Raw genomic sequence first — 24,119 nt, 5'->3', positions numbered from 1 at the left:
TATGACCCAGGCTGATCCCAAAAAATTCCATATAAAATCCTTCGGCTGCCAGATGAACGTCTATGATGGCGAGCGGATGTCAGAACTGCTCGTCGACCAGGGGATGAGCGCGGCGGAAAGCGGCGAAGACGCCGACCTTGTTGTACTTAATACTTGCCACATCCGCGAGAAGGCGGTCGACAAGGTCTATTCGGATATCGGACGCCTGCGCCGCAAAGACGGCAGCAGCCCGATGATCGCGGTTGCCGGTTGCGTCGCGCAGGCGGAGGGCAAGGAAATCTCCCGCCGCGCGCCCAGCGTCGACATTGTCGTCGGACCACAGGCTTATCACCGGCTGCCGGAACTGATGGAGGTTGCGAAATCGGGCAAGAAGGCGCTCGACACGGACATGCCAGCGATATCGAAATTCGACATCCTGCCCTCCCGCGGCAAACAGGCCCGGCCGACCGCCTTTCTGACGGTTCAGGAAGGTTGCGACAAATTCTGTACTTACTGCGTGGTGCCCTATACACGCGGCGCTGAAATTTCGCGCCCGTGGGCAGATCTGGTCAACGAAGCGAAGGCTCTGGTCGATGGCGGCGCCTGTGAAATCACATTGCTCGGCCAGAATGTGAATGCATGGACCGGCGAGGATGACAAGAGCCGGCACCAGGGGCTCGACGGCCTGATCCGCGCGCTGGACAGGATCGAGGGTCTGAAGCGGATTCGCTATATGACCAGCCATCCGAATGACATGACCGATGGCCTGGTCGCGGCCCACGGCGAGGTTGGCTCGCTCATGCCCTTCCTGCATCTGCCCGTGCAATCGGGGAGCGACAGGATCCTCAAGGCGATGAACCGTTCGCACAGCGCGCAAAGCTATCTCGATATTCTCGAACAGATGCGCAAGGTGCGGCCGGATATTGCGCTGTCCGGCGACTTCATCGTCGGTTTCCCCGGAGAAACCGATCAGGACTTCGAAGAGACCTTGCAGATTGTGCGCGAAGCCAATTATTCTCAGGCCTTCTCGTTCAAATATTCCCCCCGTCCGGGCACACCTGCGGCGGGAATGGACGAGCAGATTGCTCCGGAAGTGATGGACGAGCGGCTGCAGAGACTGCAGGCCCTGCTCAACGAACAGCAATATGCGTTCAACCAGCAGACCGTCGGCAAGACAACCGATATCCTGCTTGAGCGCCAGGGCAAGCTGGATGGCCAGTTGATTGGGAAGACTCCTTGGCTGCAATCGGTCCATATCATTTCGCCGGATCTTGAAATCGGCGATCTGGTCGACGTCGAAATCACTCGTGCCGGCCCCAACAGCCTGACCGGCCAAATCAAAGAAAGACTTGCTGCCTGATGGCCCAGAAAACGAAGGCCGGCAACACCGGCAATCTCACCACGCTGGATCTGGAATTTGACGATCCCCAGATATTGGGTGATCTGTTCGGTGAATATGACCGGAATATCGTGGCCATCGAGAACCGGCTCGGCGTCTATATCGCCGCTCGCGGCACGAAATTGAAGATCGAGGGCGAGGAAGAAGCCGTGTCCCAGGCGCGCGCGGTTCTGACCGGTATTTATAACCGTCTTGAACAAGGCCAGGAGATCGATGCCGGAGCGGTCGAGGCCATTATCGCCATGGCCGCCGATCCGCGCGTGGCAAAAGCCGCAAAGCAGTCCTCAACCGGAGTAACAGCAAAGAAAGTGGATGTCGCCGACGCCCCGAAGGTCATGATCCGTACGCGCAAGAAGACGATTTTTCCGCGCTCCGTCCGGCAGGCCCATTATATGGAAGCCCTGGCTCGCGACGACATGATTTTCGCTTTGGGACCGGCAGGGACCGGCAAAACCTATCTCGCTGTAGCGCAAGCGGTATCACAGCTTGTCAGCGGTTCGGTGGACCGGCTCATCCTGTCCCGCCCAGCGGTCGAAGCTGGCGAGAAAATCGGTTTTCTTCCGGGCGATCTCAAAGAGAAAGTCGATCCGTTCCTGCGTCCTCTTTACGACGCGCTTTACGACACGCTACCCGCTGAGCAGGTCGAACGGCGGATTGAAAGCGGCGAAATCGAGATTGCTCCGATTGCCTTCATGCGTGGCCGGACGCTGTCCGATGCCTTTGTCATTCTCGACGAGGCCCAGAACACGACGGCCGCACAGATGAAAATGTTTCTCACCCGTTTTGGCATGAACAGCCGGATGGTAATTTGCGGCGACCCCAAACAGGTCGACTTGCCGCGCGAAGCCACTTCTGGACTGGCTGACGCGGTGTCCAAATTGCAGAATATCGACAGCGTCAGCGTGGTCGAATTTGGTGCCAGCGATGTGATCCGCCACCCGCTGGTCGGCAAGATCGTCGAGGCCTATGAAGGCAAAGATGCTCCAGACTGAACTCACAGCAAGTCCCCTGTGGGACAGCGAGCAGGATTGGGAAGACCTGGCAACGCGCGCTGCCAAAGCTGCCATCACGGCTTCGTCCCATGCCGATCTGCTTGCCCGCAATTTCGAGATGGAACTCAGCGTCAAGCTTTCCGACGATGCCGAGGTGCAGTTGCTCAACAATGACTATCGCGGCAAGGACAAGCCGACGAATGTACTCTCCTTTCCGCAAATCCAGCCTGATCTGCTCGGGGCTCTCGCCAATACCGACGATGGCGAGGCCCTTCTCGGCGATATAATCCTAGCATATGAAACCTGCCGTGACGAAGCGGCGGCGAAGAATATTGCAATGCCTACCCATGTTACACATTTGATTGTGCACGGGACGTTGCATTTGCTAGGTTATGATCACGAGACCGAGACAGATGCGACTTTGATGGAAAATTGCGAAATCAATGCATTGGCAACAATGGGAATTGCCAACCCTTATTCAGAACAAGCGTAAAGCAGGTAATCAAGAACAAGAATGACCGACGTTGAAAATGACAGTGTGACGGGTACGGCTCGCAGCAGCAGCCCATCCAAGGAAGATGACGAGCCCGGACGAATATGGCAGAGCCTGAAGGCTCTGCTATTCGGCAACAATGAAGATAACAGCCTGCGCGCGCAGATCGAAGAAGTCATCGACGATCATGAGAGCGATGCCGAGGCCGATCCCAATAACCAGCCGGACGTATCATCGCTCGAACTGGAAATGCTGCGCAACATGCTGCATTTCAGCGAGCACCGCGTCGATGACATTGCGGTACCGCGCGCCGACATGATCGCGATCGAGGAAAGCTCTCCGTTCAGCGATTTCGTCGATATATTCTCCGAGCACGGCCACAGCCGGATTCCGGTCTATCGCGACAATCTCGACAACATAGTCGGGATGATCCACATCAAGGACATATTCACGATTGTCGCCAAAGGCGGCCCCTATCCCGATGATATTACGCCCTTTCTCCGGCAGCCCCGCTTTGTCCCCGAATCGATGGGCGTTCTCGACCTGCTCGCCGAAATGCGCGCGACCCGAACCCATCTGGCGATCATTTTTGACGAATATAATGGCACCGAAGGTCTCGTTACGATCGAGGATATCGTCGAGGAAATCACAGGCGAGATCGAGGACGAACATGATGACGAGCCGGTCCCGATGCTCGTCAGGCTGGAAGACGGTGTCTGGGAAGCCGACGCCAGAGCCGAACTGGACGATGTCGGTGAGGCCGTCGATCCGGCGCTCGAAATCATCGACGAGGATGTCGACACGATCGGCGGACTGAGCTTCGTTCTGGCGGGCCATATCCCGACTGTTGGCGAAAGGCTCGAGCATCCCAGCGGCTGGATATTGGAAATCACCGAAGCCGACGATCGCCGGGTGACGAAATTGCGCCTGCACCCGCCAAAGCAGATGCTCGTCTAGTCCGTCTGTGTTTCGGCGAGCTGTTGTGCCCGCTGTCGCCAGTTTTCAGCCAGCAGCGGGTTTTCCGCCAGTATCCTGAGTTCAGCGCTGCGTCCCTTGTGCTGTCCACCGATGATCAGATCGAACAATCGGTCCAGCGGCCAGTCTGGCAGCGGACGCTCCTGCTGGAAAAACAAGTCCCCTGCCTGCACCTTGCCCGTTTCCAGCACCCTGAAATAGCTGCCCGACTTGCCGGTCTTGACCACGGTTTTCAAGACATCCGGCTTGCCGAAGCGATGGTTGAGCTTCCAGCAGGGTTTCCGGGCATGGCTGCACTGGATCAGCGCTTCCCCCAGACGGAAGATATCGCCAAGGCAAAGCCGGTCCTCGGTCATGCCGGTGCAACTGAAATTCTCGCCAAAGGCACCGGGCTGTTCGAGCAGATGCAGATCCGGATATTTGTCTCGCCAGAAGCCATAATGTTCCGCCGGATAGAGATGGACCGCCTTGTCGCGACCGCCATGATGAAGCGGATCGGCAACCTGGTTGCCGGCAAGCCCTTCCAGGCCCAGTATCAGCGCATCCTCGACGGGATGCTTGGCAATGGCGCTCATCGCGCCGTCATCGCGAAATTTTTGAGGGGTGCCGATCATCAGCTGATCGAGTCGGGTGCTTATCATATCCACTTGCTAGCCGGCCAAGTTCATATTGGCAATTTCCCAGCTATTATGCTTCAAGGCGCGAATGGAAATCAGTGACCTTCGTATCGCCCTTTACAGCGGCAATTATAATTTCGTGCGCGATGGCGCAAACCAGGCCCTCAACCGGCTGGTTGATTATCTGTTGCGTCAGGGAGCTGCGGTCCGGGTCTATTCGCCAACCACCGACACGCCGGCGTTCGAACCGACTGGTGACCTTATCAGTGTCCCGTCAGTGGCCTTCCCAGGACGTGGTGAATATCGCTTTCCGACCCGGATTTCCGGGGATGTGCGCCGGGATTTAGAACAGTTCAATCCGAATATATTGCAGATATCGAGCCCCGATCGCGTCGGGCATAAAATGGTATCCTGGGCACGGCGGCAAAATATTCCCGTACTCGCTTCCGTGCACACCCGGTTCGAAACCTATCCCCGCTATTATAATCTCGCCTTTCTGGAGCCGGTGATCGAGGCAATATTGCGCCGTCTCTATCGCCGTTGCGACGCGCTGGTGGCCCCGTCGGAATCGATGGCGCAAGTGCTGCGCGACCAGCGGATGAATTATGATATCGGCATCTGGTCGCGCGGCGTCGACCGCGAGATATTCCATTCCGGGCGCCGCGATCTGGAATGGCGACAGTCGCTGGGCATAGAGGACGATATTCCCGTGATCGGTTTCCTCGGGCGGCTGGTGATGGAAAAGGGTCTCGATGTCTTTTCCGACGCCATTGACGAGTTGAAACGGCGCAAGGTTGCGCACAAGGTGCTGGTGATCGGTGAAGGGCCGGCCCAGCAATGGTTCGAAGAACGAATTCCCGGTGCCATTTTTGTCGGCTTCCAGCAAGGCAAGGATCTTGGCCGTGCGGTTGCCAGCATGGAGATGCTGTTCAATCCGTCGATTACCGAGACATTCGGCAATGTCACGCTCGAGGCGATGGCCTGCGGCCTGCCGGTGGTGGCGGCCAAGGCCACGGGAAGCCAGAGTCTGGTCAAGAATAACGAGTCGGGCAAACTGGTCACCCCCGGCGCGGTCCGTGAATTTGCCGATGCGCTGCAACTCTATTGCCAGAATGTCGACCTGCGTAACGCTCATGGCGCAGCCGGTGAACGGCGGGCAGAGGAATATAGCTGGGACCAGATCAACAATGCGGTCGCACAGACCTATATGCGGCTGGTCCGCCAACGGCAGGCCGGCCATGGCCCGATCCAGCAAGCGGCCGTCCGCTAGACATGCAGGGACTGTTCGACGACGACAAGGAACAACAGGGCGAAAGCGAAAGCACGCCGGACGCACCCCTCGCCGACCGGCTGCGGCCGCGCCAGCTTTCCGATATTGTCGGGCAGGACCATCTGGTCGGTGCCGAAGGCACGATTGGTCGAATGATCTCTGCCGGCAGGCTGTCGTCAATCATTCTCTGGGGCCCCCCGGGGACGGGAAAAACCAGCCTCGCACGATTGCTCGCTGATCAGACCGACCTGCATTTCAAAGCCATTTCGGCGGTTTTTTCGGGTGTTGCCGAGCTGAAGAAGGTCTTCGCGGAGGCCGAAATGCGGTTCCAGTCCGGCAAGGCCACACTTCTGTTTGTTGACGAGATCCATCGGTTCAACCGATCGCAACAGGACAGTTTCCTTCCCTATGTCGAGCGGGGCACGGTGGTCCTTGTTGGTGCCACAACCGAAAACCCGTCATTCGAACTCAACGCCGCTCTGCTGAGCCGCGCCCAGGTACTGATCCTCAACCGCCTCGACGCAATGGCCCTGGGCCAGCTTCTGCAAAAGGCGGAAACGATCGAGGACAAGCGGCTGCCGCTGACGGACGACGCCAGAGAGGCGCTGGTTGCCAGCGCCGATGGTGACGGCCGCTTTCTGCTCAACCAGGCCGAGACACTGTTTTCGCTCGATATCAAGGACCCGCTCGACCCTCCCCAACTCGCAAAAATCCTGCATCGGCGAATGGCTGTCTATGACAAGGATCGCGAGGGCCATTATAATCTGATCTCGGCGTTGCACAAAGCCATGCGCGGATCGGACCCGCAAGCCTCGCTATATTATCTCGCGAGAATGCTGGTCGCCGGAGAGCAGCCGCTGTTTCTGCTCCGCCGGATCGTGCGTTTCGCCAGCGAGGATATCGGCATGGCCGATCCGCAGGCTCTGGTGCAGGCGCTCGCCGCGAAGCAGGCTTATGAATTTCTCGGCAGCCCGGAAGGCGAATTGGCGATTGTCCAAGCCTGCCTCTATTGCGCGACCGCGCCAAAATCCAATGCTGCCTACAAAGCTCAAAAAGCCGCCTGGAGATCAGCCAAAGATACCGGCTCGCTAGTGCCGCCACAGAATATATTGAATGCACCGACCAAGTTGATGCAGGATATCGGATATGGTGCAGGCTATAGCTATGATCATGAAAGCGATGACGGTTTTTCGGGGGACAATTATTGGCCCGAGGAAATGCAGGCGCAGAATTTTTATCAACCTGTGGATCGCGGCTTCGAGCACAAGATCCGGGAACGACTGGATTATTGGGAGAAGCTGCGTGCTCAAAAAACTCGCTAGTATCGGAATAGTCGGCGCGTTGTTTTGCACCAGTGCCTTCGCGCAGGAGGTCGAAGAACCGCGTTATGACCGGGCGCTGGCCGCCGGATACAAGGCGCAATTCCTTTGCTCCGGGCTATGGAACGGCGGCAAGCTGCTTGCGGATATCGAAGCAGACGAACTGACCGGCAGTTACGAACGGGTTGAAAATATCATAGCAACGCTGACCGCAGATATTGATGACGATACGCGCGAAGTGCGCGTTCCCTTTGCTGACGATATGCCGCCGCGCGTTGCAATCTGGAACAGCCGGAGCGGCTGCACAGCCATGCCGATCGGATATGAACCGACCGACCGGACCGTGTCGACGGAAAGGCGCAAGTATTTCGATGATCGGTCATGGCCGATGGGAGACCGAAATGCGCTGGTCAGGCCGTCGCAGCGTTCGCGGGCGGTGCAATCTGCAGCCAGACGCGCCTTTCAGCCGGAAGTCTATGGCGGCAAGACAAGCGCTGCGCTGGTCATCAAAGATGGCCGGATATTTGCCGAGCACTATAAGGACGGCCACGATCTCCACACTGCCCAGCGTTCATGGTCTGTCGCCAAATCGATATCGGGCACGCTGATCGGCCATTCAGTGCAGCAGGGCATGGTCGATGTCACGGCATCCGCCAGCCTGCCGCAATGGCAGCAGTCCGGCGACCCGCGCAGCGCCATCACAATCGATCAGCTTATGCGTATGGCTAGCGGCTTGACCAGCGACGGCAGCGGCGCCCGAACCGACTCCATCTATCTGGGCGGCAGCAGTGTTTCAGAAAAAGCGACCAGCTGGCCGCTGCTTCACCGACCGGGCACCAGCTTCCGCTATGCCAATAATGACACATTGCTGGCGGTACTAGCCACCCGCCTCGAACATATCCGCAAGCAAAAGGATACGCCCGGCGCTCCCGGTTTCGATCCCTATAGCTTCTTTCAGAAACTGGGCATGACCCGCACTTATGCCGAGCGGGACTGGCAGGGCAATTATATCCTCTCCAGCCAGCTATGGTCCACCGCGCGGGATTTCGGACGACTGGGAATGCTGTACCTCGACAATGGCGAGTGGAACGGCGAACGCCTGCTGCCGGAGAACTGGCGGAATTATGTCACCTCCGCTTCCGGGCCGCAACCGCCCAGAGGCTTCGGCTATGGCGCAACATTCTGGCTGCTGAACAAATCGGACGGCATACCGGAAGATGCCTTCGCGGCGATCGGAAACCGGGGGCAATATCTGGTGATCATCGCTTCGCTGAATCTCGTAATAGTCCGCCGCGGCTACGATAGCGCAGACAGTCGCTTCAAGATCGAGGATTTTACCAGGGACGTAATCGAGGCCCTTAACCCATGACCGCCAGTCATCTGGCAGCGGTTTGCACCGACCTGACCGGTCCTTCTTCCGTCCAGATACTGGAGCAGCAGACGGTGCCGTTGCAGAGCGGCGAGGTCCGGATCCGGGTTTATGCAGCGGGTCTCAATTTTCCCGATCTGCTGATGACGCAAGGCAAATATCAGTTCCGTCCTGATCCCCCCTTTGTTCCCGGGATGGAAGCCGCCGGCGAGGTAATAGAAGTCGCTCCGGATGTGGAGAGTTTCAGACCCGGTGACCGCGTGATGGCAGGAAGCAAGGGTGGCGCGCTGGCCGAGCAATGGGTGGTTAAAGAAACCGCTGTCTCTCCCCTGCCCGCTGCACTTTCCTTCAGCGAAGCCGCCTGCTGGCAAACCGGCGCATCCACCGCCTGGCATGCTCTGGTCGAGCGGGGTCATCTGCAATCAGGCGAGTCTGTTCTTATACTCGGCGCGAGTGGCGGCGTCGGCATGGCCGCCGTCAAAATGGCCAAGCATATCGGTGCGACGGTCATCGGCACCGGCTCGAGTGAAGCAAAGCGCGAAGCCATTCTTCAGGCCGGGGCCGATCATGTCCTGGATCCAGCAGATGACAATCTTGCGGCAAAGGTGAAAGCGCTCACGGACGGCAAAGGCGTCGACATTGTTTATGATCCGGTTGGTGGCGATCTGGCGCTGATCGCGACGCGCGCCATCGCCTGGAACGGGCGCTATCTTATCATTGGCTTTGCCAGTGGCCAAATTCCGTCCTTCCCGGCCAATCATGCCCTCATAAAGACCTATAGCCTGATCGGCGTCCGCGCCGGAGAAAGCCCCCGCCGCGATCCCGAGCTCGCCGAACGACAGAGTGCTGCGCTGCGGGAATTGGCAGCGCTTGGTGCAATGCGCCCGCATATCTCCCACCGTTATGCGCTGAACGACATGGCCGCGGCACTGACCGTGCTTGAACAACGCGAAGCGATTGGTCGAATAGTCATCGAGATCAATACAAGCTCTTGATCTTTACGAGTTTTTACCCGCCCGTCCGGCTATCTCACGATTGATACCTGTCTATTGGCCGCCAAATATGGTAACAAGGTTTCACACGTAACAATAAACGACATAGGGGATGCTATATGGACGGTATGCGGATAGGCAATTATGCTCTGGATACAGAGCTTGCTATTGAAATAGGACAGAAGATCGGGCTTGCTCTCGTCATTCTACTTATCACCTGGTTTTTGGCAAAAGCCGCCAAATGGGCCTTTGCCAAACTGGTAGACAATATCGGATTCTTGCGCCGCGACACTGGATCGGGAGCGTCTCTTGGAGAATCGCTGGGCAAGATCGCCAGCCTGTTGATTTGGCTATTCGGCCTGATCGCTGTTCTGACCGTATTTGGCATGGGCGGCGTGGTGCAGCCGATCGAAGGCTTGCTCAACACCGTCATGCAAGCCTTGCCGGGTATCGTGATGGCCGTGGTGGTCTTTTTCGTTGGCCTCAAGATCGCCGATATATTGCGCGATCTTGTGGTAACCGCCTTACAGACATTTGATTTTGACAAATGGGCCAATCGCGGCGGCATCGACACTGCAACCGGAAACAGCCAGATTTCTTCTACAATCGGCTCGATCGTCTATGCACTGACCGTTATTTTTGTCGCGATCTTCGCACTCGATATTCTTGATATCGAGTCAATTTCGGGACCGGCTAGCGAAATGCTGCGGACCATCTTCCAGGCATTGCCAGCCATTTTCTCGGCAGCGATCACTTTGGGCCTGGGTTATCTGATCAGCAAATTTGTAGTTCAGATCATCAAGGACATTCTGCCTGGCCTGGGTGTTGACCAATCGGTTGCGGCGATCGGCATATTGCCTGAGAAAACGTCGCTGACGTCCATATTGGCCCGCATTGCACAGATCGGCATCATGCTCTTCTTTGCAATTGCAGCAACACGCCTGCTCGGATTTCCTGAGCTCACCCAGATACTGGACCAGGTGCTTGAACTCGGTGGTCGTGTATTGTTCGGAGGCGTGGTGATCCTTGCCGGCTTCCTGATCGCAAACCTTTTGGCGCGGGTCATGGCCAGTGCGGACGAAGGCAGCATGGCGGGCACCATCATCCGCTATGCGACGATCATCCTCTTCACCTTCATGGGCTTGCAGTTCATGGGCGTCGGAGAAGAAATCGTGCAAACCGCATTTACGGCATTGGTAATCGGCGGCGCAGCAGCGGCGGCTCTCGCCTTCGGCTGGGGTGGTCGCGATGTTGCGGGCAAGGTTCTGGAGGATCTGCGCAACAATCCGCCAAAACCCAAGGCGCCAGCAGCGCGCAAGCCTGCGGCACGCAAACCAGTCGCCAAGAAATAGGCGCTGGCCAACAAGAGATAGAAATGGGGCGGGTCCGATGGACTCGCCCTTTTCTTTTGCCGGTTTGATCCGCTAAGGATCGCCGGTGCGTAGCTTTTCCCATTTTGCCTGTATCGACTGGTCAGGCGCCAGAACCGAGCGCCCACACGGTATCGCGGTTGCCGTCATTGGCCCCGAAGGCCCCCCTGCCCTGATATCACCCGATCCGCGCTGGTCGCGGGAAGATGTCCTCGCATGGCTCCTGCGTCTCGCAGAGGATCGGAAAGATATGTTGATCGGTTTCGACCTGTCGATGGCGCTGCCCTTCCTCGATCACGACGCCTATTTCCCGGAATGGAACGAGAGCCCCGATGATGCGAAGGCCTTGTGGCGGCAAATCGATGGTTTGTGCCGTGATGATCCCCATCTGAATGTCACCAGTTTTCTGGACCATCGGCAGGCAAGCCGCCATTTTCGCCATGGGAAAGGCATTGTCGGCGATCTTTTTACCGGCGGTACCGGGCGCCTGCGCGAAGTCGAGCGCTACCAGCGGGCCACCGGACAGGCGAACAGCGCCAGCTGCTTCAATCTGGTCGGCGCGGCTCAGGTCGGAAAATCCAGCCTCACCGGCATGCGGTTGCTGCATCAACTGAATGGCGCGATTCCCGTCTGGCCATTTGATCCGGTTCCCGACAGCGGTCCTGTGATTGTAGAGATATATACAACGGTTGCTGCTCTCGCCGCTGGTCAGCCCAAAGGCCGCAGCAAAGTCCGCGATCGCGCCGGCCTCAAACAGGCGCTGGCGAAGCTGGATACGCCCATCCCGGCGAGACTGGCCCGCTATGACGACCACAGCACCGACGCGCTGATCACCGCCGCATGGATGAAACGGGAAGCGGCCAATCCCGCGCTCTGGAGCCCGCCCGCGATGACCAGTGAAATCGCACAAAAAGAGGGCTGGACCTTTGGCGTGGTTTGACGCTAATAGCGCCCAGCAAATCCAGTATATGCCGAATTAGCTCAGCTGGTAGAGCAACCGCCTTGTAAGCGGTAGGTCATCCGTTCGAGTCGGATATTCGGCACCATTCCAGCATTGACTGCCTAAACAGTGCAATTTCAGTATGATAACAATGCCGAGCGCGGCCACGAGGCATTTTGTGGCGGCTTTCCAGTCCCTTCTCCGATCTTAACAAGACCGCTATCGGCACGGGCATTGCTCGTTGGTCATTCTTGACTAAGACGCTCGCCCGGATCAATATCGCCTGTCGTCGCCCTGTCTGACAGATTCCTGCGGAAGATAGACCTGAGCAGCCACGGTTCGAGAATTCGTCCGACCAGATAAAGCGTCGCGAAAATTGCCGCCAGAATATAGGCCGGCTTGGGGGAATATTTCTTATACTTGTCTTCTTCCTTGTCTTTTTCGTCGGGCTTTTCCGGTGCAGGTGCACCCAAGGCGACGTCAATCCAGTGCAATTCTATATCCTTGTCCTCTTCGTCCGGCTTTTTCTCCTTGTCGTTTTTTCCCGATTTCTCAGCGGCTTCGGCTTTTGATTTTTCATATTCGCCAATGGCTACATTTCCCTGACCCAAGGCCAGAAACAGTAATGGTGCCAAAAAACAGGCCAGCAATGCCGGGCTGGTTACATTATAACTCAGTACCGAACGCCCATCCAGCTCGCCGACCTTCAGCGTGCCGCGGGTAAAGGTCGCCAACTTGTCCTGGGCAGCGGGATTTTTCTTTGCGAAGGTAAGTGTATCGCCTGCAATCTCGTAGCTCGTACCATTGGTCTGGAATAGCGGATCAAGCTTGTCGAAAGCAGTTGCCGGGGTCATGGGCGTTTCGAGGGGTAGCGAGCCCTTCACCCGCCAGATTCGGTCGATGAAAGGCAATTTCACTTACAATTCCTCCAGCAATTTCCGGGGCACAGGGAAGCCGTTGGCTCCGCGACGCTCAGTGGTAAATATAGCCCTTGCCGCGATAAGAACGTTCCGGGCAGGGAAAAAATGATCAACTACTCGGCCGGGATGGCAGTGGGTTGCTGGCGGCGATCGCGGATCCGGGATTTCAGGGATTTATATCCCTCGGTGAACGGGAAGACCATGGTTTCGTTGATCGGCATGCGCCTGCCGCCTTCCATGCCGAGCAACTCTGCTTCACCGTCGACACATGTGCCGAAGAGGCGGTCGAAGATGATCCAGCTGGCACCATAATTGCTGCGTGTTGCCTCATAATCCTGCGAGTGATGCACGCTGTGATGCTCGGTGGTGTTGAACAGGAACCGCCACCAACGCGGCGAGTTGAAGCGGACGTTGATATGCTGGTAAACGCCCACCGTCAGACCGATCGCACCAGCGAGCAGAAAAGCCCGAGGGATGAAATCGAAGAAACCGCCGATCCCCAGTCCGATCAGGAACAGTTCAATCGGATTGCCAACCGCACCCTTGTTGATGTTCAGTTGGGTGATGTAATGATGAGGCGCATGGGTCAGCCAGAGTGGGTACCAATTATGCATGCCGCGATGCATCCAATATTGGCCGAACTCGAAAATCAGCGAGATAAGCAGGGCCTGCACCAGCAACGGCAAATCAGTGAACCAAGACAGTTTTTCCCAGTCGAAGGAGTTCTGGATGGCTTCGATAATGACACCGTCACCGATGTAATTGTCCACCATCCTGAGCAAAGTGTAGCCGAGTCCGACATAGAAGAGGTCGGTGGCAAATTCCTTCCAGGTCAGGCGCCAGCTATCATAACGCGGGTTAACCCATTCGAGGGCCAGCAGGAACAGTTTGAAACATATCCCCATCCAGATAGCCGTCGATGCTACGGCAATGGAACTGGGTGCATAATACCAGAAGGCGAGGACGGCGAAGAGTATCGTGGGCTGGAAATATGTGAAGATGAACTGCTTGGCAGGTCCGCCTTCTACCCTGCCGATATTTTCCCATCCGACAGTGACCGGTGCATCAGCTCCAATTATTCTATTTCCTACCCGAACTCCGTTCATGCTGCCTACCTCTGTTGCCTGAGGGCCTTGGCCCAAGATTAGCGACTGCCCGAGCGCTAAACCGGCCCGGTATTGCAGTGTCTCTCCTGTGAACGATTCTTGTTTTTTGGTATGAAGGCCATGGTATTGATATTATCAATTAGGTCAAGCGTAATATTTACCTCATTCTGAAGGCCGCAATTTTTCGCAGTTAACGGTCACGCTGATGCTATTTCGCCTCGATATAGGCCCGCCAGCCGCCAAGATCGGTAATATCCTCGGCGCCGTCGGTTGCGCGCGATTCAGCGACAAAACCCTTAACGGTGGTGCCATCGGCCAAGGTGACATTTCCGATTGCCAACGGAGCGGGTACTTCGGCTACGAAACTGCCGAAGGCCGAGACGTCGAGTTGGTAAACCTCGACCTTGATGGATGCACCATCCCCGCTATGGACCAGCGCCGGCTTTGGCGGAACGCTATCGGCGATTGCGTAAAGCCGATAGGTCGGGGCGGTTTCGAAGGAGCCGACGAACTCGGCATCGCGCGAGGTCAACTGCCAGTGCAGCGGCATGTCCTTTAAATGGGCCCCGACGACCGCAAGTTTCACGCTTTCCATTTTTCCCTCCAGGTCAAGTTCGGGCGGAGCAGGCAATTCTACTGTCCCGCGATAGGTTTCCGCTGCATCAAGTAGCGCATGGTCGCTGTCGGCTGCGCCGATCAAAGTGATTCCGAAGCCAGTGCCGTTCGAACGGGTTCCCGCGGGCACCGCCACTGCAGCCATGTCGAGCAGGTTCACGAAATTTGTATAGAAGCCCAAATTGCTGTTCAAAGCGATCGGCGCTGCCAGCAGTTCCGCGACACGATAGGTCGTGCCGGTAGTGGGAAAGGCGAGCATGTCTACCTCGTTCCAAAGCGCGTCTGCCTGGCGTTTGAGATCGGCGAGACGGTAGATGCCGTTGAACACTTCGACAGCAGTCTTTCGCAAACCGGCCTCTGTAATCTGGCGCACTGTTTCATCAATCGCATCGGGCTTGTTGGCCAGTAGATTCTCGATGGCGGCTGTTCGTTCGGCAACCCACGGGCCATTATAGAGGAGGCTCGCCGCTTCATTGAGCGGTGATATGTCGAGCTCGATGATTTCGGCGTCGGCTGCCAGACGGGCGATTGCCTGATCGTAAAGATATTCCGACTGGCTGTCCCCGAACCAGGCGCGCTGGTCCCGGCGCGGCACGCCGATCCGCGTAGGTTGAAGCGAGACATTGGCTAGCGGCTTCGAATAGGGATCCGCCGGATCAAAGCCCGCGAGGACATCGTCCACCAGGCGCGCATCCGACAAATTGTCGGTAAACACGGTGATACAGTCGATGGTGCGGCAAGCGGGTACGAGACCCTGTGTGCTCCAGCGCCCCTTCGTCGGTTTGAAACCCACAAGATGGTTGAATGCTGCAGGCACCCTCCCCGACCCGGCGGTATCGGTTCCGAGTGCGAAGCCGACAAGCCCCGCTGCGACCGCAACAGCCGAACCCGAGCTTGATCCGCCGCTGACATAGGCCAGATTATAGGCATTCCGGGGAATGCCATAAGGGCTGCGCGTACCGACGAGACCCGTCGCAAACTGATCGAGATTTGTTTTGCCAACGCAGATGGCACCTGCTGCAAGCAGCTGTTCGGCGACGGTTGCAGAAGCGGCGGGGGAATAGGCAAAGGCCGGACAACCTGCGGTGGTTTCAAAGCCGGCAACGTCGATGTTATCTTTAACGGCGAAGGGAACTCCGGCGAGCGGCAATTGTTCTCCCGCCGCGATTCGGGCATCGACCGCGCGTGCCGCAGCAAGCAATTCGGTAGGTGCAGCGCGGCTAATCCATATTTGCGGTTGAACCTTGTCATAGGCATCAAGGCGGGCGAGGGTTTCCTGTGCCACTTTCAGCGCACTTGTCTTTCCGCCCCTTATGGCTGTTGCGATCGCCGCAGGGCTTTGCCGGTCTAACCTGGTCATCAATGCCTCCTCAACGCCAGCATCGGCGCGCCGGGTTCCAGCGACTGTCGCTCGCTGATATAGAGCGCGGCAATCGTGCCGTTATCCGGACTTTCGAGCGGGCTTTCCATTTTCATGGCTTCTATCACGGCAATAACGTCCCCTGCCTTTACCTTGTCGCCTTCTGCAACCAGGAGTTTCCATACGCTTCCGCCAAAGGGCGCCTCGATCAGGTCCGTGCCCTCCGGCAGTTCGATCGCAGGGGCAGCGGGCGCGCCAAGCGCCGGGTCGTCTGTCAATTGGGTAACGCGGTCAAATTCGCCATTCTGCTGCCATTGGGCACGTTCTGCTTCGAAGGCGTACTGCCGATTCCCTTCGAAAGCTTTGATGGATTCTGCATTTTCAGCCAGAAATGCGCGATGGTCGGCGAGACGGAATTCCGATTCCTCGACCCGGATCGAACGGCGCCCGTTGGGAAAATCCCTTCGCCATTCAACCAGTTCCTCGGGGGTTACGCTGAAAAACCGGATCTGGTCAAAGAAGCGAAGCAACCACGGCTTGCCGTCAACAAAGGCATCGGTCTGGCGATATGTATTCCAAACCTGAATGGTGCGTCCGAACAACTGGTAACCGCCCGGACCTTCCATGCCGTAGATGCACATATAGGCACCGCCAATTCCGACAACATTCGGTGGCGTCCATGTACGAGCCGGATTATATTTGGTGGTCACCAGCCGGTGCCGGGGATCGACCGGTGTCGCCACAGGCGCGCCGAGATAGACGTCGCCCAGTCCCATCACCAGATAGCTTGCATCGAAAATGATGTCCTCGACTGCATTCGCATCGGGTTGGCCATTGATGCGCTTAATAAATTCGATATTATCCGGGCACCATGGCGCGTCATCCCGGACTGCAGCCATGTATTTTTCGATTGTTTCCAGCGTGGCCGGGTCCCGCCAACTGAGCGGCAGATGCACGATGCGGGAAGGCACCGTGAAGTCCTCGAGATCGCCAAGTTGATTGTCGGCTTCCATGAGCGCCGCAAGCGCACCCTGCTGGTCGAGAATCCTGTCATCGAAGTGAAGTTGCAGGGAACGGATGCCCGGCACAATATCGATCACGCCGGGCAACGCCTTCTCCTCGAGAAGCGTCATCAGGGCATGAACACGGATACGCAGTTCGATGTCCAGAACGATCGGTCCATATTCGACCAATATATTACGGTCGCCCTGCTGGCGGTACACTGTGCGAGGGCGCAACCCCTGGGCTGGTGTATCGGCGAGAACAGGAGAAAGGTTGGATATCTCGCGCTTCGGGCCGGTCCGCGTCGGCTGTGCCGTGAGTTCCAGCGGAGCGCGGTCGGCGGCTTTGGCATCGTCCAGAGTGACCGGCACGAACCGCAGGCGGTCGCCCGGAGCAAGCTGCCCGATTTTCCACTGGTCCGCAGCAATCACCACGAACGGACAGACAAATCCGCCCAGCGACGGTCCATCAGGACCCAGAATGATCGGCATGTCGCCGGTAAAGTCGACGGCACCGATAGCATAGGGATTGTCGTGGATGTTGGACGGGTGCAAGCCCGCCTCCCCGCCATCGGCCCTCGCCCAGTGTGGCTTGGGTCCAACCAGTCGAACGCCGGTGCGGTTGCTATTATAGTGCACACGCCAATCGGCATCGAGTGTCGCCCGAATATCGTCCTCAGTGAAAAAGTCAGGAGCACCGTGGGGGCCATATAATACCCGCAGCGTCCAGAGATTTCCGAAATCCGATAGTTCGGTAACCGGGGCGGGGGTGCTGACGTCCGCTTCCGCCAGATGCAACGTGTCCCCTGCCACCAGTTTACGGGCGGCATGGCCTCCGAACTGGCCGAGTTCGAATGTGCTGCGGCTGCCGAGATAGGCAGGAATATCGAGCCCCCCCGCGATAAGTATATAACCGCGCATGCCGCCTCCGCTGACACGGCCGAGCGCGAGTGTCTGCCCCGCCGCGATATCGAGCGGAACTCCCCGTTCAACCGGTTCTCCGTCCAGTCGGGGACTGAAATCTGCTCCGGTGATACAGATACGTGCAGGCGCCGTGAAATACAGCGTCGGACCGGTAAAGGTGATCTCGAGCCCGGCTGTCCCTTCCGGATTGCCTAGCCGCAGGTTGCCGACCCGAAAGGAATGATCGTCCATCGGGCCAGAGGGCGGTACGCCGACGGACCAGAGGCCGACGCGACCGGGCCAGTCCTGCACCGTCGTTGCCGTGCCGCCGGACACCACACGGATACTGTGTGGATTATAGACAATAGTATCAAGCAACCGCGTCGCGACCTGACCTGCCACAAACCGCTCGTCCCGCACAACGGCGCGCAACCAGCGCAAGTTGGACTCCAGTCCGTCCACACAGCTTTCGTCGAGCGCGGTTTGCATGGCCGCAATTGCCGCCTCTCGCGTATCGGCGTGAACGATAAGCTTGGCGATCATCGGGTCATACCAGGCGCTGATCGTGCTGCCCGCTGTACACCATGTCTCGGCACGCATGGACTCGGGGAAATCGATAGCAGTAATTGTCCCGGTGGTCGGGCGATAATCCAACGCGGGGTCCTCGGCGTAAAGGCGGACCTGCACCGAATGGCCCTTTGATACCGGCGGCTCGCGATCCAGGAAGGTGAAGTCGCCCGCAGCCCCTCGGATCATCCATTCGACAAGGTCAATACCCATGACTTCTTCGGTGACGCCATGTTCGACCTGAAGCCGGGTGTTCATTTCCAGAAAGAAAAATTCTTCGCGCTCGGCATCGAACAGAAATTCGACGGTGCCGGCGGAAAGATATCGGGCAGCTGCGCCGAGACGGACCGCAGCGCCGATGAGTTCACGCCTGACATTTTCGCCGAGATCCGGCGCTGGCGATTCTTCGACGACCTTTTGGTTCCGTCGTTGCAGCGAGCAGTCCCGTTCACCCAGCGGCATGACCCGGCCGGTTCCATCGCCGAATATTTGCACCTCGATATGGCGTGCGCGGGCGATATAGCGTTCCAGGAATACACCGGCGTCGCCAAAATTCCCCGCCCCGAGACGAGCGACGCTGTCCCAGTTCTTGCGCACAGCCGCCTCGTCCTCGCAGATATGCATGCCAATGCCACCGCCGCCAGCCGTGGCTTTCAGGATCACCGGATAGCCGATTTCATTTGCCGCGCTTGCGGCTTCGTCTTCATCTTCAAGAAGGCCGGTGCCGGGCGCGAGCGGCAGGCCATGTTCGGTCGCCAGCGCACGAGCGCTGTGTTTCAGGCCGAATGTTCGCATATTTTCCGGCGTAGGGCCTATAAAAACAATGTCCGTCGCGGCGCATGCCTCTGCGAATTCGGCATTTTCCGCAAGGAAGCCATAGCCCGGGTGGATGAAGCCTGCACCGGTCTCCCGTGCGGCCTTGAGGATAGCGGCAATATCGAGATAGCTTTCGGTCGCAGCGGCAGGGCCGATGCAGACGGCAACGTCCGCCTGCGATACGTGCAGGGAGTCGGCATCGGCTTCGGAATAGACCGCGACCGACCGCAGTCCCATGCGGCGTACCGTCCGGATAATTCTAGTGGCTATTGCACCGCGATTTGCAATCAGGACCGTAGCAACGCTCATGCGGCCACGATCATCCGTACCGGGGTGGGATTGAACCCGTTGCACGGATTGTTGATTTGCGGACAGTTTGACACCACTACGGTGACGTCCATTTCGGCGCGCAGGTCGACCATCAGCCCCGGTGCCGAGATGCCGTCGACGATTCCCAGCGCTCCGTCTTCCTCCACCGGCACGTTCATGAAAAAGTTGATATTGGGCACGATATCTCGCTTGCCCCGGCCTTCGGTAAGGTTGGCCTCGAGAAAATTCTCGACGCAGGCATGCTGGCTCTTGGTATGGTGGCCATAGCGCAACGTGTTGGACTCGCAGGAGCAAGCACCGCCAATCGTGTCATGATAATCGACTGACGTAGTGAGGATCGTCATCATCGCCCGTCCCTCGTTCGACCGCAGAACGGTGCCGGTACGGAGGAACAGATTGGCCTGCGCGGCGACGGTGTCCTGCGCGCTATAGCGCTCAGCATCGTCGGCCGTCGAATAGAGCAGAAAATCCACCGCCTGATTCCCTTCCAGATCGACAATGCGAAGAGTTTGGCCCGCGGCTATGTGATAAAGCCAAGGCGCACGTGCGGGCACGATCTCGTCATGAATGATTGTACCGGAAAGACCTTCTAATCCTTGGGGGGCTGTCATGATTGGGCCTGTTTTCCTTCCTAGCGACGGAAATAATCTTCGACATTCAGAAAGGCGCGCGCGCCTTCCGGCGTCGCGTTGCGTATGGGATCGTCGGCGGACGTCACCGGCCCGCGCCACGCTGAAACACGCAGCGGAGCGACGGTCCACTTCTCCCGCGGATCGAGAATGTGGGGACAATTGGCGATCACAACAATCACATCCATTTCGGCGCGCAGCAGCAGCTCGCGGCCGGCCTCGAAGGGACCGACCAGCGGCGTGATGGTCCCGTCTGCCTCGATCTTCGTTCCTTTGAAAAAATTGATGCACGGATGTACATCCCTTCTTTGCAATCCATGCTTGGCAGATCCCAGCAAGAGACGGTCCCGGCCGTTGGGAGAAGCGCTGCTGTTGCGACCTTCTCCATATTTGGCTTCATTGGTCGCGGCGTTGGACGCGCCGCAAAAAGCGTCGTGGGTGCCCGCCTCGTCCTCCAATATGCTCATCATCACGCGGCCCATGTCCGAGAGCAGCAATTTGCCGGCGCCAAGATAGGCGTTCCACTGCACCTTCACCGTATCCGCGACATTGAGCCGCTCGGTCGGCATTTCTGCGTTGAAGAGGAGGACCGAAGCGCATGCGTCGCCCTCGAGGTCGATGAGACGCAAGCGGGATCCGCGGGCCAGTTTGCGGGTGGCATAACCGCCGGCAGCGATCGTTTCCTCCCAGAGCAAATCCCCGGCGGCCACTTCGGCGGGCAGATCGTCGGCGACCGGAGGCAGGACCGGCATGGCATCAACCGTCGTGCCGGCCATCGCCCGCGCATGGTCGCGTGCAGCCATAGGATCCGCCAGTGGCTTGGTCATGCTGCGGCGCTCCTGCCCTTCTTGTTCTTGTTGGCCAGTTCGTCCTGTTCATGAAGTTGAGGCAGCAATGCGGTGGTGGTGACAAGCCGCAACTGGTGCACTCCACGAATGCGCCGCAAGGCATCGCAAAGCTTCTCCAGTCGCACCGCCGGCCCCTGTACCAGCAACACTTCCAGTGACTGGTCGTCCTCCAGGAAGACATGCTGCGAGGAGATGACTTCTTTCAGATAATGTAGCTGGGTTGTAGCGAGTTGCTGACGCACGCCTGCGTGGTCGCCGCGATAAACCAGCGTGATTGTTCCGGCGAGCGTTTCTTCCGGCCGTGTCAGTGCCTCGTGCTCTGCCAACGCATGGCGAATCAGCTCTGCCATCAATTGAGACCGTGACGGCAGACCGCGTTCTTCAACCATATTGTCTAGATGAAGCAATAATTCTGCAGGCAAGCTCATGCTCAGCCGGGCGAGTTTTGTAGGTTCCGATATCATGCTCTCGTTCCTCTCAGTTATTATTAGTTGTGTCAACAGTAATACTGCCCATAATTTCGATGCTGCAATCGCCCGCTACGCCAATGTCGATATCTTCCGGCAACAGGTGCTTTTTATCGATCGGAATATCGTAGGCCACAGAGGCACCATAGCGGTGCGGCGCGTGCGGATCCTGACGCAATTTGTCCAAGGCCAGAACCCTGGTTCCGAGCGAGAAGGCTTCGCGAATATCATGGGTAACCATGATTATAGTCAGGGCATATTCTCTCCACAACCGCGTTATCAACGCGTGCATGTCGGACCGGATGCCCGGATCAAGCGCACCGAAAGGCTCATCGAGTAACAAGATGCGGGGACGTTTTATAAGCGCCTGAGCAATTGCCAGTCGCTGTTGCATGCCTCCGGACATCTGCGCCGGATAAAGATGCAGGCTGTCGCCAAGCCCAACCGCCGCCAGCATCTCTTCCGCTTCCGCAACGGCAGCCCTCCGGCGGGTTCCGAATAGCCGTGCCGTGAAAGGTGCCTGCCCACATTCGAGTCCGAACAGCACATTGCCCAGGACCGTGAGATGGGCAAAAACGGAGTAGCGCTGGAACACGACACCCCGATCCGGTCCGCATTCCGGGTTCAGGGGGACACCATCGAGCAGGATGCTCCCGCTGGTCGGCGCCTCCTGTCCGAGTATGATTCTCAGCAGGCTGCTCTTGCCCGCCCCTGAAGGTCCGATAATTGAAACAAAAGAACCTTGTTCGATCTCAAGGTTGATGCGCTCCAGAACCACCTTGTCGCCATATTCGACCCACAGGTTGCGCAGGCTCAGGACCGCACTCAACGGCTTGTTCCATGTGCCCAAGGAAACAGGCTCCGACTGGAGCGGGCGAGCAGAAAGTCCAGTGCCACAGCGATCAATGCGATCCACATGACATAAGGCAGAATGACGTCCATCGCGAGATAGCGACGAACAAGGAAAATGCGATATCCGAGGCCAATATCCGAAGCGATGGCCTCGGCTGAGATCAGGAACACCCACGCTGGCCCTAGCGAAAGGCGAACGGCCTGGATCAGGCGGGGCATGGCTTGCGGCAGGGCCACCCGCAATATCAGTTGCCAGGTGTTTGCGCCCAAGGTCTGCGCCTTGACAATCTGTTCTCTCGGCAGGCCGCCAATATGGGCAGCAATATCGCGGATCATGAAGGGTGCGACCCCGATGACGATGAGTGCCACTTTGGCGGTCTCGCCAAGACCGAAGGCTATGAACAATATCGGCAGCAAGGCAATTGGCGGTATGACGGCAATCCCTGTCACCAGCATACCGAAAGTGGCCCGCACCGGCGGCAGGATCCCAAGCAGCAAGCCAACGAGGAGCGCCGACAGGGTAGAGATGCCCAGCCCGAGTCCGAGCCGCTGGAGACTGGCGAGCGTATCCGCCCAAAAAAGTAAGCGACCCGTCAACTGGTCGGGTTCAAACAGCAGTCCCCACATGGCCTGAACCATAGCGCCTGGCAGAGGGAGCAGTTTGTCACTGGGATTGATCGCGTGGCGCTCGGTCGCTGCCAGCAGGTAGATCAACACCAGCAACAAGATCGGAATGGAGCCCAGGAGCAGATTATTGCCTCGACTTATGCGGCGATTCACCCAGCGCATGATACCCCAATCCCGATCTTGCTATTTCGATATAACGCCAGACTACAACGCACCATCAGCGGCCATTTGCATATAGGTCTCGTCGAACCGCAAGGTTATATTATTCGGATCCCCGAGCGTCTTACCTCCCGGGAATGCCATCCCAACCACATCGGCTGATTTCGCGCCCTGACCGAACAAGCCCTGCGCGAAGCTGAAATCGCGCACCCGGGTCATGGTTTCAATTAGCGCCTTGTCCGACGTTGCCGCTACAGCAGATTTGGGATCTGCATACAGAAAGGTTGTTTCAAGCTGAGCATCGAACATTTCGGGCGTCGTGCCAGCAAGGGCAGCCATAGCCGTTCGTGCTGCCTTGCCCTCTTCGTCCTGTTTTTGCATCAGAGCGGTCGTTTCATACCAGATTCCGGCAAGCGCCTTGCCGAGATTGGGATTGGCTTTCAACGTTGCGGTATCGACGACCAAGAGGTCGAGAATCTCGCCCGGAATATTGGCGGAACTGAAGAGCAGGCTTGCTCCCGGCGCCTGTTTCATCGTGGACAGCTGTGGATTCCAGGCAACGGCGGCAGTGACATCCTTCGACATGAAGGCACCGGCAATATCCGCGTCCGACGTGTTGACCGTACTGACGTCGGTCATCGACAGGCCGACTGCATCAAGCGCGCGCGCCAGAAGATAATGGGACACCGACAGTTCGACGAGGTTGATCGTCCGGCCCTTAATTGCGCGGAGATCGTCTGTGCCTTTAAGAAGCACGCCATCATTGCCGTTGGAATAGTCGCCAACGATGATTGCGCTCGTGTCCTTGCCGCCAGCAGCCGGGATGGTGAGCGCATCCATGTTGGCAACGGTGACGCCGTCCAGTTGACCCGCGGTATATTGGTTCACGGATTCGACATAGTCGTTGACCTGCACGATGTTGATCTTGATGCCGTACTTGTCTTCCCATTTCTTAACGATACCCGCTTGTTGGGCATATGGCCAAGGCATCCAGCCGGCGTAGATGGACCAGCCGATATTAAATTCGGTGCGTGGCGCTGCCGTTTCCTCGGCCGCTGGCGAGCACGATGTTATGATGAAAGCACATGCCAGCATTGCCAATGCCCCTGCGCGACGTATCCCTTTGATCATGATTCGATTTCCTTTCGCAGTTGCAGCATTGCGCCAAAACGACTCATTGTCCATCTATATTTATTACTATTGA

21 protein-coding genes and 1 tRNA gene are annotated in these 24,119 nt (G+C 57.7%); 11 read left to right on the top strand and 11 right to left on the bottom strand.

Annotated features, from left to right (window positions below):
• Position 1 precedes the first annotated feature (1 nt).
• From miaB to CHN51_RS14580, 4 genes are read left to right on the top strand one after another with little or no spacing between them, the layout of a single operon-like run.
• Complete coding sequence (miaB, locus tag CHN51_RS20025; protein WP_206169905.1) at positions 2-1,339, top strand: tRNA (N6-isopentenyl adenosine(37)-C2)-methylthiotransferase MiaB; 1,338 nt, start codon at positions 2-4, stop codon at positions 1,337-1,339.
• On the top strand, positions 1,339-2,370 hold the full coding sequence (locus CHN51_RS14590; protein ID WP_100094673.1) for a PhoH family protein: 1,032 nt from the start codon (positions 1,339-1,341) through the stop codon (positions 2,368-2,370). The genes miaB and CHN51_RS14590 overlap by 1 nt, the downstream gene beginning before the upstream one ends.
• Positions 2,357-2,863, top strand: a complete 507-nt coding sequence (ybeY, locus tag CHN51_RS14585) for an rRNA maturation RNase YbeY (RefSeq protein ID WP_100095666.1) — start codon at positions 2,357-2,359, stop codon at positions 2,861-2,863. Before CHN51_RS14590 ends, ybeY begins: the two co-directional genes overlap by 14 nt.
• 21 nt (positions 2,864-2,884) lie before the next feature.
• Positions 2,885-3,820 (top strand): hemolysin family protein, encoded by a 936-nt coding sequence (locus CHN51_RS14580; RefSeq protein WP_100094672.1) that lies wholly within the window; start codon positions 2,885-2,887, stop codon positions 3,818-3,820.
• On the opposite strand, the gene CHN51_RS14575 is transcribed toward CHN51_RS14580, so the two are convergent.
• The gene (locus CHN51_RS14575) at positions 3,817-4,479 is read right to left on the bottom strand and encodes an MOSC domain-containing protein (RefSeq protein WP_100094671.1); all 663 of its coding nucleotides are present in this window, start codon (positions 4,477-4,479) and stop codon (positions 3,817-3,819) included. The genes CHN51_RS14580 and CHN51_RS14575 overlap by 4 nt on opposite strands.
• A gap of 64 nt (positions 4,480-4,543) precedes the next feature.
• Between CHN51_RS14575 and CHN51_RS14570 the strand changes: the two genes are divergently transcribed.
• From CHN51_RS14570 to CHN51_RS14540, 7 genes are all read left to right on the top strand, one after another.
• Complete coding sequence (locus CHN51_RS14570; protein ID WP_100094670.1) at positions 4,544-5,725, top strand: glycosyltransferase family 1 protein; 1,182 nt, start codon at positions 4,544-4,546, stop codon at positions 5,723-5,725.
• Between the two features lie 2 nt (positions 5,726-5,727).
• Entirely contained in the window at positions 5,728-7,047 is a 1,320-nt protein-coding gene (locus CHN51_RS14565; RefSeq protein ID WP_100094669.1) for a replication-associated recombination protein A, read from the top strand.
• Complete coding sequence (locus CHN51_RS14560) at positions 7,028-8,413, top strand: serine hydrolase (RefSeq protein WP_240616747.1); 1,386 nt, start codon at positions 7,028-7,030, stop codon at positions 8,411-8,413. Before CHN51_RS14565 ends, CHN51_RS14560 begins: the two co-directional genes overlap by 20 nt.
• Complete coding sequence (locus tag CHN51_RS14555) at positions 8,410-9,408, top strand: NADPH:quinone oxidoreductase family protein (protein WP_100094668.1); 999 nt, start codon at positions 8,410-8,412, stop codon at positions 9,406-9,408. Before CHN51_RS14560 ends, CHN51_RS14555 begins: the two co-directional genes overlap by 4 nt.
• Before the next feature lie 116 nt (positions 9,409-9,524).
• Entirely contained in the window at positions 9,525-10,757 is a 1,233-nt protein-coding gene (locus CHN51_RS14550; RefSeq protein ID WP_240616746.1) for a mechanosensitive ion channel, read from the top strand.
• Between the two features lie 85 nt (positions 10,758-10,842).
• Positions 10,843-11,715 (top strand): hypothetical protein, encoded by an 873-nt coding sequence (locus tag CHN51_RS14545; RefSeq protein ID WP_100094667.1) that lies wholly within the window; start codon positions 10,843-10,845, stop codon positions 11,713-11,715.
• A 30-nt stretch (positions 11,716-11,745) separates the two neighbouring features.
• A tRNA-Thr gene (locus CHN51_RS14540) sits at positions 11,746-11,821 on the top strand.
• Positions 11,822-11,960: 139 nt separating this feature from the next.
• Here the strand turns inward: CHN51_RS14540 and CHN51_RS14535 are convergent.
• The 10 genes from CHN51_RS14535 to CHN51_RS14490 all read right to left on the bottom strand — a co-directional run bounded on the left by CHN51_RS14535 (position 11,961) and on the right by CHN51_RS14490 (position 24,046).
• Positions 11,961-12,632, bottom strand: a complete 672-nt coding sequence (locus CHN51_RS14535) for a hypothetical protein (RefSeq protein ID WP_100094666.1) — start codon at positions 12,630-12,632, stop codon at positions 11,961-11,963.
• Positions 12,633-12,748: 116 nt separating this feature from the next.
• Positions 12,749-13,741 (bottom strand): sterol desaturase family protein, encoded by a 993-nt coding sequence (locus CHN51_RS14530; RefSeq protein ID WP_100094665.1) that lies wholly within the window; start codon positions 13,739-13,741, stop codon positions 12,749-12,751.
• A 208-nt stretch (positions 13,742-13,949) separates the two neighbouring features.
• Entirely contained in the window at positions 13,950-15,716 is a 1,767-nt protein-coding gene (atzF, locus tag CHN51_RS14525; RefSeq protein WP_100094664.1) for an allophanate hydrolase, read from the bottom strand.
• Positions 15,716-19,312 (bottom strand): urea carboxylase, encoded by a 3,597-nt coding sequence (uca, locus tag CHN51_RS14520; protein WP_100094663.1) that lies wholly within the window; start codon positions 19,310-19,312, stop codon positions 15,716-15,718. Before uca ends, atzF begins: the two co-directional genes overlap by 1 nt.
• Positions 19,309-19,944, bottom strand: coding sequence for an urea amidolyase associated protein UAAP2 (locus CHN51_RS14515; protein WP_100094662.1), 636 nt, complete (start codon positions 19,942-19,944; stop codon positions 19,309-19,311). The genes uca and CHN51_RS14515 overlap by 4 nt, the downstream gene beginning before the upstream one ends.
• A 20-nt stretch (positions 19,945-19,964) precedes the next feature.
• Complete coding sequence (locus CHN51_RS14510) at positions 19,965-20,789, bottom strand: urea amidolyase associated protein UAAP1 (protein WP_100094661.1); 825 nt, start codon at positions 20,787-20,789, stop codon at positions 19,965-19,967.
• Positions 20,786-21,274: a CopG family ribbon-helix-helix protein gene (locus CHN51_RS14505; protein ID WP_100094660.1), complete on the bottom strand. Its 489-nt coding sequence runs from the start codon at positions 21,272-21,274 to the stop codon at positions 20,786-20,788. Before CHN51_RS14505 ends, CHN51_RS14510 begins: the two co-directional genes overlap by 4 nt.
• 13 nt (positions 21,275-21,287) lie before the next feature.
• Entirely contained in the window at positions 21,288-22,106 is an 819-nt protein-coding gene (locus tag CHN51_RS14500; protein ID WP_100094659.1) for an ABC transporter ATP-binding protein, read from the bottom strand.
• Entirely contained in the window at positions 22,103-22,918 is an 816-nt protein-coding gene (locus tag CHN51_RS14495) for an ABC transporter permease subunit (protein WP_100094658.1), read from the bottom strand. The genes CHN51_RS14500 and CHN51_RS14495 overlap by 4 nt, the downstream gene beginning before the upstream one ends.
• 42 nt (positions 22,919-22,960) lie before the next feature.
• On the bottom strand, positions 22,961-24,046 hold the full coding sequence (locus CHN51_RS14490; RefSeq protein ID WP_100094657.1) for a putative urea ABC transporter substrate-binding protein: 1,086 nt from the start codon (positions 24,044-24,046) through the stop codon (positions 22,961-22,963).
• Between the last annotated feature and the right edge of the window lie 73 nt (positions 24,047-24,119).

The organism is Sphingorhabdus sp. YGSMI21 (assembly GCF_002776575.1).
GTDB lineage: Bacteria > Pseudomonadota > Alphaproteobacteria > Sphingomonadales > Sphingomonadaceae > Parasphingorhabdus.
The sequence above is the reverse complement of the archived record's forward strand: the minus strand, read 5'-3'. Positions and strand labels throughout refer to the sequence as shown.

Coding starts and splice junctions, on each gene's coding strand:
- miaB (WP_206169905.1), top strand. CDS start 2: ATGACCCAGGCTGATCCCAAAAAATTCCATATAAAATCCTTCGGCTGC.
- CHN51_RS14590 (WP_100094673.1), top strand. CDS start 1,339: ATGGCCCAGAAAACGAAGGCCGGCAACACCGGCAATCTCACCACGCTG.
- ybeY (WP_100095666.1), top strand. CDS start 2,357: ATGCTCCAGACTGAACTCACAGCAAGTCCCCTGTGGGACAGCGAGCAG.
- CHN51_RS14580 (WP_100094672.1), top strand. CDS start 2,885: ATGACCGACGTTGAAAATGACAGTGTGACGGGTACGGCTCGCAGCAGC.
- CHN51_RS14575 (WP_100094671.1), bottom strand. CDS start 4,479: ATGATAAGCACCCGACTCGATCAGCTGATGATCGGCACCCCTCAAAAA.
- CHN51_RS14570 (WP_100094670.1), top strand. CDS start 4,544: ATGGAAATCAGTGACCTTCGTATCGCCCTTTACAGCGGCAATTATAAT.
- CHN51_RS14565 (WP_100094669.1), top strand. CDS start 5,728: ATGCAGGGACTGTTCGACGACGACAAGGAACAACAGGGCGAAAGCGAA.
- CHN51_RS14555 (WP_100094668.1), top strand. CDS start 8,410: ATGACCGCCAGTCATCTGGCAGCGGTTTGCACCGACCTGACCGGTCCT.
- CHN51_RS14550 (WP_240616746.1), top strand. CDS start 9,525: ATGGACGGTATGCGGATAGGCAATTATGCTCTGGATACAGAGCTTGCT.
- CHN51_RS14530 (WP_100094665.1), bottom strand. CDS start 13,741: ATGAACGGAGTTCGGGTAGGAAATAGAATAATTGGAGCTGATGCACCG.
- atzF (WP_100094664.1), bottom strand. CDS start 15,716: ATGACCAGGTTAGACCGGCAAAGCCCTGCGGCGATCGCAACAGCCATA.
- uca (WP_100094663.1), bottom strand. CDS start 19,312: ATGAGCGTTGCTACGGTCCTGATTGCAAATCGCGGTGCAATAGCCACT.
- CHN51_RS14515 (WP_100094662.1), bottom strand. CDS start 19,944: ATGACAGCCCCCCAAGGATTAGAAGGTCTTTCCGGTACAATCATTCAT.
- CHN51_RS14510 (WP_100094661.1), bottom strand. CDS start 20,789: ATGACCAAGCCACTGGCGGATCCTATGGCTGCACGCGACCATGCGCGG.
- CHN51_RS14505 (WP_100094660.1), bottom strand. CDS start 21,274: ATGATATCGGAACCTACAAAACTCGCCCGGCTGAGCATGAGCTTGCCT.
- CHN51_RS14495 (WP_100094658.1), bottom strand. CDS start 22,918: ATGCGCTGGGTGAATCGCCGCATAAGTCGAGGCAATAATCTGCTCCTG.
- CHN51_RS14490 (WP_100094657.1), bottom strand. CDS start 24,046: ATGATCAAAGGGATACGTCGCGCAGGGGCATTGGCAATGCTGGCATGT.